Source organism: Sphingorhabdus sp., assembly GCF_040079335.1.
Lineage (GTDB): Bacteria > Pseudomonadota > Alphaproteobacteria > Sphingomonadales > Sphingomonadaceae > Sphingorhabdus_B.
In genome coordinates this window covers 1-7,740 of record NZ_JBEBKL010000069.1, presented here as the reverse complement: position 1 = coordinate 7,740, position 7,740 = coordinate 1, and the positions used below count along the sequence as shown (strand labels likewise).

9 protein-coding genes and 1 pseudogene are annotated in these 7,740 nt (G+C 56.9%); 2 read left to right on the top strand and 8 right to left on the bottom strand.

The features are described 5' to 3' along the window. Both ABL922_RS13565 and ABL922_RS13560 read left to right on the top strand, forming a co-directional pair. Positions 1–248: carotenoid oxygenase family protein (locus ABL922_RS13565; RefSeq protein ID WP_349024746.1), on the top strand; the 248-nt coding region annotated here is incomplete at its 5' end. A 333-nt stretch (positions 249–581) separates the two neighbouring features. Then, the gene (locus tag ABL922_RS13560) at positions 582–875 is read left to right on the top strand and encodes a hypothetical protein (protein ID WP_349024745.1); all 294 of its coding nucleotides are present in this window, start codon (positions 582–584) and stop codon (positions 873–875) included. Between the two features lie 86 nt (positions 876–961). Here the strand turns inward: ABL922_RS13560 and ABL922_RS13555 are convergent, their stop codons facing one another. The 8 genes and pseudogenes from ABL922_RS13555 to ABL922_RS13520 all read right to left on the bottom strand — a co-directional run. Then, positions 962–1,654: a serine hydrolase gene (locus ABL922_RS13555; RefSeq protein WP_349024744.1), complete on the bottom strand. Its 693-nt coding sequence runs from the start codon at positions 1,652–1,654 to the stop codon at positions 962–964. A 772-nt stretch (positions 1,655–2,426) separates the two neighbouring features. Next, positions 2,427–2,999 (bottom strand): annotated as a pseudogene (locus tag ABL922_RS13550) (recombinase family protein). Between the two features lie 341 nt (positions 3,000–3,340). After that, positions 3,341–3,580 carry a hypothetical protein gene (locus ABL922_RS13545; protein WP_349024743.1) on the bottom strand — a complete coding sequence of 80 codons (240 nt, stop codon included), beginning with the start codon at positions 3,578–3,580 and terminating at the stop codon, positions 3,341–3,343. Next, the gene (locus ABL922_RS13540; RefSeq protein WP_349024742.1) at positions 3,577–4,527 is read right to left on the bottom strand and encodes an NAD-dependent epimerase/dehydratase family protein; all 951 of its coding nucleotides are present in this window, start codon (positions 4,525–4,527) and stop codon (positions 3,577–3,579) included. Before ABL922_RS13540 ends, ABL922_RS13545 begins: the two co-directional genes overlap by 4 nt. 49 nt (positions 4,528–4,576) lie before the next feature. Continuing rightward, complete coding sequence (locus tag ABL922_RS13535) at positions 4,577–5,236, bottom strand: Rieske 2Fe-2S domain-containing protein (protein WP_349024741.1); 660 nt, start codon at positions 5,234–5,236, stop codon at positions 4,577–4,579. Beyond that, complete coding sequence (locus ABL922_RS13530) at positions 5,233–5,607, bottom strand: Rid family hydrolase (protein ID WP_349024740.1); 375 nt, start codon at positions 5,605–5,607, stop codon at positions 5,233–5,235. Before ABL922_RS13530 ends, ABL922_RS13535 begins: the two co-directional genes overlap by 4 nt. Next, complete coding sequence (locus ABL922_RS13525; protein WP_349024739.1) at positions 5,604–6,383, bottom strand: MBL fold metallo-hydrolase; 780 nt, start codon at positions 6,381–6,383, stop codon at positions 5,604–5,606. The genes ABL922_RS13530 and ABL922_RS13525 overlap by 4 nt, the downstream gene beginning before the upstream one ends. Then, on the bottom strand, positions 6,380–7,740 hold a 1,361-nt coding region (locus tag ABL922_RS13520), incomplete at its 5' end, for an aminotransferase class III-fold pyridoxal phosphate-dependent enzyme (protein WP_349024738.1). The genes ABL922_RS13520 and ABL922_RS13525, both read right to left, overlap by 4 nt.

Here is a 7,740-nt window from a genome sequence, read left to right as displayed (position 1 = left end):
GCGAAAGCCCGTTTGCGCCGCGCATCAACGCGCAAAGCGAAGACGACGGCTATCTTGTATCGTTCATCGCCGATGTCGAAAATGACCGGGCGGAATGTGTGTTGATCGACGCCAAAAATTTCGCGGCAGGTCCTGTATGCCGCATCATCCTGCCCGAACGTTTCTGTTCAGGCACCCATTCAGTGTGGGCCAATGGCGATGATATCGGCATGGGGCCAAATAGCGTGCTGAGTAGACACGCAGCATAGCTGGCCGCTGCCTCTCGGCATTTTTTCGATTTAAAGAAAACTGGAGTGGGTGAAGGGATTCTATCGGGAACATACACATTCGCGAGGATAAGCGTTTAGTATGTTTTTTACAATATTTTCCGATATTTGCACCAAGCCATCTATAGACCATTCAGAAAATTGGCCAAAGGAGGGCCTAGAAAAACGGATAACAGACCCACCAGACTCAAAAGAAAAAGCCACTGGGAAGGCTGGAACCCTTCACAGCGGCGCATTCGATAGCTTGGCGACTACATCGTCTTGCCACGTCATCCCAGAATCGCGTGCCAGCCAAAAACTTGTGGGAGGTGCGAAATGGGCATCACCCTGAAACACGGCGGCCTGCCAAAAGGAATTGGGCGATTTGCCCTGATTGATACATTCGACGCTGTCGCGCGAAGCGTATTTGATGTTTCGGCGACCGCAATCCGATTGCTACGGCATCATGTTGGCAAATGCCGGGATAGCGATTTTCTTGCCGGAAGGATTTGCGGAACGTGGGAACAGCCACAGCAAACCGCAACTGCGCTTGGTATTTCTACCCGTGTTCTCAACAACGCTGAACGCGAACTAGGCCGTGAACTCATAAATATCCCCTGCGAGGTTTGAGGCCATTTTGTTCAGTGTAAGGCGGCAAAGCGGAGGCTTAGTGGTTCTAAGTCGAGCTTTGCCAACGCAGCAATGGACAAAAAGGGTCAAATCCGAAGGACGCCGAAATGGCTTCGATCTCGAAGCAAAATACCCTTGCCGGTAGAATGACTATCGCCCGCGGGCATTTTGCTCCGATATCTTTGCCATTTCGACGCCTCGAAGGGGATATTTATGAGTTCACGGCCTAGAAGGAATACACCAGCCGTGCAGTAAGCAAAGCGCCCTTGGCCATTAGTGGTTCGGTTGTATTGCGGATCTATGGGGATTGCCATGGCAAATGCCCGCCAGTCGCGCGTGCGGTACATGCGTTCCTCCTGACCGGGCGACTGGGGAACGGCGTCGTCGCATTTCAGTGCCGATGACATTGTGAGTAAGTCGCGAACAGTTATGACGTTGTGTGGATCGTCCGTTGCTGCTCCCAGCAGCGGCCATACTTTCACATTCACCGATTCCAGTCGTCCGTCAGCGATTGCCATCCCGACCGCCAGCGCAGTTATTGACTTTCCGGCTGAGCGAATATCGTGGGGCATGTCTGCATCCCGACGGTCCCTGCGATAACTCCAGATTGTTTTTTGGTGCTGCTCCGCCTCCACGGCAACAATTGGTCCATAGCGGCCACGTTTGATCGCGGCCTCCAGTTCGTTGAGTGATTTAGCTGAAGGCGGGACTGCTGCCGCAATCGGGATTGATACGCAAAATTTCGCCAAAGCGAAGCAAACAAATATGCTCAGTTTCATAGATTCCTCTCCTTAAACAATAGAAGCATTTTCGATCGCGTTTAACGGTTTCTCGTACACTCTGTGCATATGCTATCCTGAACGAATGGCGGATAATGCTGTAACTCGGACGATGATTGAATAGCCTGGATGTCAAACATTCGGCTAGTCCGGTACCGCTAACATTGCGGACGTTCAACGACCTTCGTTCGCTCGTTAATTGCCGTCGTCTGTACATTTCAGGGGCAGAGGCTAAAACCACCTGTCTCGTTACACTTTTCGATATTGGGCCTGATGCCAGTGCTTTGGCCTACTTTCTATGCGCCTTCGGGCCAATTTTTGCTCACTGGCATAGTCTGGTTCCTAACCGCTGCGTCTGAAATCTATTCATGACCTGGCCCCAATGCTGTCAAGGCGCCTAATCCAACCAATTGGTGGGTAACCCCGGACGTCGTATTTTATAGGATCGGTCAACGTGGTAGCGTGCCTTCAGGTTCAACTCCCGCAACCCAAACCTATCCGGAAATTGGGGTGGCCACGTCGTCTCCAATCTATATCAACGCCCGGGGAAATTGACTGCAAGATCGTACTCTGCAAGCATCACCCCTGCTCCTAATCTTTGATACAGCTATTTACTTCTTCACAAAGTAAGTCGCGATGCTACAAGCCCATTTTGATCCGATGTGGAGGGGTTTCCGTACCACTTCCGCCCAAAGTAACGGTATAGGAAATGGCTGATTTCTGGGATTCCTCAACGTGATGGTTTTAATAACCCATTGATTCTGCATGATTGTCAGTCATTTGAACCACTCGCTAGCTTTAGTTCGAGTGCTCGGTAGAGCGTTGCATGATGGCATTTGAGAAGTTTGGCGGCTTCTCGGACCGATGTTCCCTCGTTGACCAATCGACTTCCCAGCATAATTTGATCTGATGTCAGTTTTGGGGGGCGGCCAAAACGGACCCCACGCGCCTTTGCCGCCACACGCCCAGAACTGGTCCGCTGGTGTATGAGCGCGCGCTCGAATTCCGCGATCCCCGCGAAGACAGTAAGCACCATTCGACCAGCGGGAGAGGTCGTGTCGGCCCATGGCTCCGCCAAAGATCTCAAACCGGTGCCGCGTTCGTTCAATCGCTCCGTAATTTCGAGAAGATCGCGGGTCGAGCGTGCCAGGCGGTCGAGTCTGGTAACGACAACCACATCTTCTGAACGAAGGTTGTCCAGCAGCCGGGCCAGTTCAGGTCAATCACGCCGCGCGCCAGAAATCTTCTCCTCATAGATCCGCGTGCAATCGACAGTCTTGAGTGCTGCCCTCTGGAGCGAGAGATCCTGATCGTCGGTCGAGACGCGTGCATAGCCAATCAACATGTCGCATATATGTATCGAAATTTGAAACTTTAGCAACCGACATTTGCGACACGCATAGACGCCAGAATGCATAGCCCAAGCACTCTGTCGCAAAACTTAGGAGTTTAGCGACAGACCTCCTGCCAAATTGCGGCGTGTCGAAAAGGCAGCAAAGTTGGGGAGTCCGGAACGGCAGCTTTTAAGAGTGAAAAGTCGGTAAGCGGTCCTACGTTCATTTACCCCTATTTGGCCGCTAAGTTGGCCAATCCGGAACGACTCCTTCCAACGCCCGGATCGAGATAGCTGACGTTCAGGACAGCAAACCGCTGCGTCAGCCGGCTAAGCGTGTATGGCCGTGCAGCTTATCCCGCTTTGGTTATCATTGGCTTGGCCAACGTGAACAAAGCCACAGCACACCATGTTGCCTCTAGAACAACGAACGGCATGAAGCCTATGCCCCATGAAGCATAAGCGGCGATGGCTGCGCCCAATGCGTTGAGGATAAGGTAGAGTTTTTGGTCCGTTGTCAGCCAACCCATAAGATTTGCAAAAAATGCGCCGAGCAGGATCGCGACGCCAACAGAGCCGATAATCTCCATCATGCGCTTTGCTCGCTCGGTCGAAACGATGCCACTGCCTGCGCAATTCCTGTTTCAAACGGAATCGTATCGCTCCAGAACCGGTCTCGGAAGCGTGAGCTATCGACCAGATAGGGTCGGTCCAGCAGGAAGTGCATTTCGCGATATTCTGCAACGTCGCGGCTAAGAAAGCCAAGCAGATAGGTCGAAATCTCGCCCACGCGCCTGATTTTAAGCTCCACTCCGATCGCCGCTGCGGCAATCTCCATGAACTGCCGAAAAGCTATTGTGGCTGAACAAGGCACATGCCAGGCTTTACCATAGTCTCTTACCGATGCATCCAGCAGTGTAACCACTGCGCGCGCATAGTCGTCTACATGGGTAACATCGTGTGGAAAATCAGGATCAGCGGTCATGAGCACAGTCTTGTCCTGCGCTATCAATCCGAGCGTCGGCACCCCAAAAATCGACTGTCTTACACCGGGGCCATAAAAGTCACTTGATCTGACTGCGACCGCCTGGACCCGCCCGTCGAGATGGGCCTTTTGCCACAATCTGGTCGCAACCGTGCGCGACCGTGGTTTGCGCCGATAGTCCGCTAGCGCCATGTCTTCTGTCAGCGGCAGGGTCTGCGGCCCATACATGTACATGTTGTCGGCAAAAACGAGCCTGGCTTGCTCAGCTTCACAAGCAGCAAGGATGTTGCTCATTACCCTGGGCCAAGCCTCCTCCCAAACACTTGCCCGATAGGGAAACCCCAATGAACAGACAACTGCGCTACAGCCCTTGAGTGCTTGTCCAATGGACGCGGCATCAAGTGCATCGCCGGTTTCGAATGTCACTTGCTCAGGAAGACTTTCCGGGCGGGCTCGCTGAACGACCCGAACAGATCTTCCCTCTTTTGCCAGCCGGGCAGTGATCGATCGGCCAACCGCTCCGTAGCCGACAACGGCAATGAGTTCCTGCGTCATCTTGTCCCTTAGTCCATTGCAATGTTTGATTGGGATCGAGCTTCCAGCGCTAACCAGCTTGCCTCCATCCCTTGATCTGGCCGGAAAGGCATTCGCCAGTGCGCGGATCGAAGCGGTAGCCGTGCCAGGGGCAGGTCATCACGCCGACGCTATCCGGTTCGCAGTCGAACGGGAGCCCTTGGTGCGGACAGACCAGCGGCACATTGCAGACCGAACCGTCCGCCAAGGTTACCTGCCGTCGCTGCTTATGGAGGCTGGCTCCTTCCTTCAGCGCGCGAGTGCGGTGGATCATCTTGGGCTCGTCCTCGTCAATCAGACGGGTCCACATATCGGAATAGAACTTGCCTACAGCAGGCTTGTCGAGGCCCGGGCGATCCGGGACGAAAAAGCGCAGGTGCATGGTGCAGCAATCGCCTTCGCCGGGCGCAATCCGGCAGACAGTGCGGCCATTTTCGGTGCCATCCGTGTCAAATGTGGCGTTGGTGTAACCCATCCGGTCTGGATCAAGTGCCACCGTCATCCGCATCGCCTGCCCATCGCGCAAAACAACATTGGCATCCCAGCCATTGCGGTCGGCCTTGTTGAGGGTGATGCGCTCAAAAGCAAAGGCGTGGACATGGGGCAGATGCTCCCAATCAAGCTCATCCTCGATCGCACGTGCCGCTGTCGCGCCCACTTCGCGGGTCAGTTCGCCAACTTCGATCATCATGATTTGAGCCTCGCTGTGACCTTGATTTCCGCACGTGCGCCGGGACGGATGAAACCCGAAACACCGATCCAAGTTGAGGCCGGATAGGGTGCGTGGACGAACTCATCCTTGACCTTGGCCATCGCCGCAGCATTTGCGGCCAGATCAACCATGTAGATCGTCGTATCGACAATATCGGCATAGTCGGCACCGGCTTCGGCAAGGATCAGGCCGATCTTTCGCCAGGCGTCTCGAAACTCGTCCTCGGCGCTGTCGCCCTGGCCGATCACGCCCGAACAGAAAATCAGTCCAGCTTCGCGCACCGCAGGCGCATAGTGGAAGGCCTCGTATGCTTTGCGCATGGCCTCGGGCACAATGACATCGATGGTCATGGGTCGCTCCTGTTGTTGAGATAGGCATCGGCCAGTTCGACCAGCCGGTCTCGGCCAAAGCTGGGTTCATGCCCGGCATGGACAATACGGGCGGGCAGGGCGCGTAAACGTTCCATCGAGCGGATGTAGGCCGGGATGTCAGAGCCCGGAATCTCGTCAAGCAGCGGGCCATCGTAGATCGCATCGCCTGAGAACAGAATGCCGCTTTGTGCATCCCACAATGCGATACTGCCAGGCGAATGGCCGGGCAGATGCAGCACCTCGAACGCTCGGTCGCCCAAGTCGACGACATCGCCTTCGCCGATTAGCTGCGAGACCGCGGCGCCTTGCATGATATGAGCGCCAGGATCGAACCCGGCATGCGGGATTGCGGTCAAAAGGCCGCCCGATATGTCGTAGCCAATGCCAGAAAACCAGGCGAGATCATCGGGAGAATAGACCGAAACGTCTAGCGGGAGATGATTGCTGGCGTCGGTCAGCGCCTGCGCCTCTGCAGCATGGACGCAGCACACGCCGAACTCACGCGCACCGCCCGCATGGTCCATATGGCAGTGCGTTAGGACGACGGTCAGCGACTTATCGAACAAGTCGGCGGCGGCCTCGGCAAGGCTCGCCACGCCCAGCCCGGTATCGACCAGAAGGTCGCTGTCACGCCCCGCGACATGCCAGATGTTACAGCGTAGGAGCGGGTGAACATGCGGCTCCCACAGCAGGGTGATGCCATCGCCCAGCGCCTTGCGCGCGAACCAGTGGCCCGCGATTGGCAGCGCGCTCACTGATCCACCGCGCTGGCAAAATCGAACCGCCCCAGCACCCGCGTGGCGGCAACGATGATCGCGTCGATATCCGCTTCGCTATGCGCGAATGATAGGAAGAAATCGTTCGAGCCTGGGATTGTCAGCACGCCTTCTGACAACAGCGCGAGGTGGAACAGGTTGAGCTGCTTGCGGTTGGTGATACTCGCCCGGTCATAGTCCGCCGCGCCGTCGATCAGGAAGATGCGGACAATCGGCCCCAGCGTGTTGGCGTGAAGCGCGAGCCCGTGTGCCGCAAAAGTCGCCACCAGCCCATCGCCCAGCCGCCGGGCTAGTGCTGCGATCCGGCCATAGCCACCATCCGCCTGACGCTGCGCATAGTCGCGCATCGCCGCCTGAGCGCAAAGCTGCGCGGCTGTGGTGTCATTGCCTGTACCGCTCTGGAAGGCGAAAGGTCCCTTGGAACGCCCGGAGGGATCAGCCACGCCCATTACATCCGCCCGGCCCGTGACAGCGCCAAGCTTTTCACCTGCCGAGAACGCCTTGCCGAAGATGGCAAGGTCCGCGGTCACCCCGAAATGCTGCTGACCGCCGCCTGCCGCAAGCCGGAAGCCTGCGATGACCTCGTCAAAGATTAGCAGCGCGCCCGCCTTGGCGGTCATGTCGCGCGCGGCATGGTGGAAGCGGCCAACGCCCACCCACAGCCCGCCATGGTGCATAGAGGGGTCCATCAGCACCGCTGCGACGTCTCCGACGGCCAGCGCGGCGTGCAATGCTTCCTCATCGCCAAAACGCAGCATGATGATGTCCTCTATCGCGCCGGACGGGATGCCTGCCCCCAATACATTAGCCCGCCCGTCGAGCCCCACCAGCATCTGGTCTTCCATGCCGTGATAGGTACCGAGAAACTTGATGATCTTGGCCCGCCCTGTGAAGGCGCGCGCGAAACGCAGCGCCGACATGACAGCCTCGGTGCCGCTGTTGAGGAAGCGCACCCGTTCTGCCCCCGGCACGATTCCCTGAAGCATCTCGGCTGTCTCGGTGCTGTGACGAGGGTTCAGGATCAACGAGCCTCTGGTGGCCCCTTCGGCAATCGCCTCCATCAAGGCGGGCGCACGGTGGCCCAGCAACAGGCAGGCTCCGCACAGGAAGCAGTCGATGTAGTCATGCCCGTCGATGTCGGTGACATGCGCGCCGTGACCACCTTCGAAATAGGCCGGATAGGGCGGGAAAAATCGGACCGTTCCAGATACACCCCCTACCAGTGCTGCTTGCGCGCGCTCGTGCCAGACGGCTGATTGCGGAGTGCGTTCGCGCCATGCGGCATGGATCGCGGTCTCGAGAGACTGGAGCGCGCTCATGCCATCTGCTCCAGGCG

Bases quoted from the DNA above. Each gene is read 5' to 3' on its own strand.
- ABL922_RS13560 (WP_349024745.1), top strand. From the start codon at position 582: ATGGGCATCACCCTGAAACACGGCGGCCTGCCAAAAGGAATTGGGCGA.
- ABL922_RS13555 (WP_349024744.1), bottom strand. From the start codon at position 1,654: ATGAAACTGAGCATATTTGTTTGCTTCGCTTTGGCGAAATTTTGCGTA.
- ABL922_RS13545 (WP_349024743.1), bottom strand. From the start codon at position 3,580: ATGATGGAGATTATCGGCTCTGTTGGCGTCGCGATCCTGCTCGGCGCA.
- ABL922_RS13540 (WP_349024742.1), bottom strand. From the start codon at position 4,527: ATGACGCAGGAACTCATTGCCGTTGTCGGCTACGGAGCGGTTGGCCGA.
- ABL922_RS13535 (WP_349024741.1), bottom strand. From the start codon at position 5,236: ATGATGATCGAAGTTGGCGAACTGACCCGCGAAGTGGGCGCGACAGCG.
- ABL922_RS13530 (WP_349024740.1), bottom strand. From the start codon at position 5,607: ATGACCATCGATGTCATTGTGCCCGAGGCCATGCGCAAAGCATACGAG.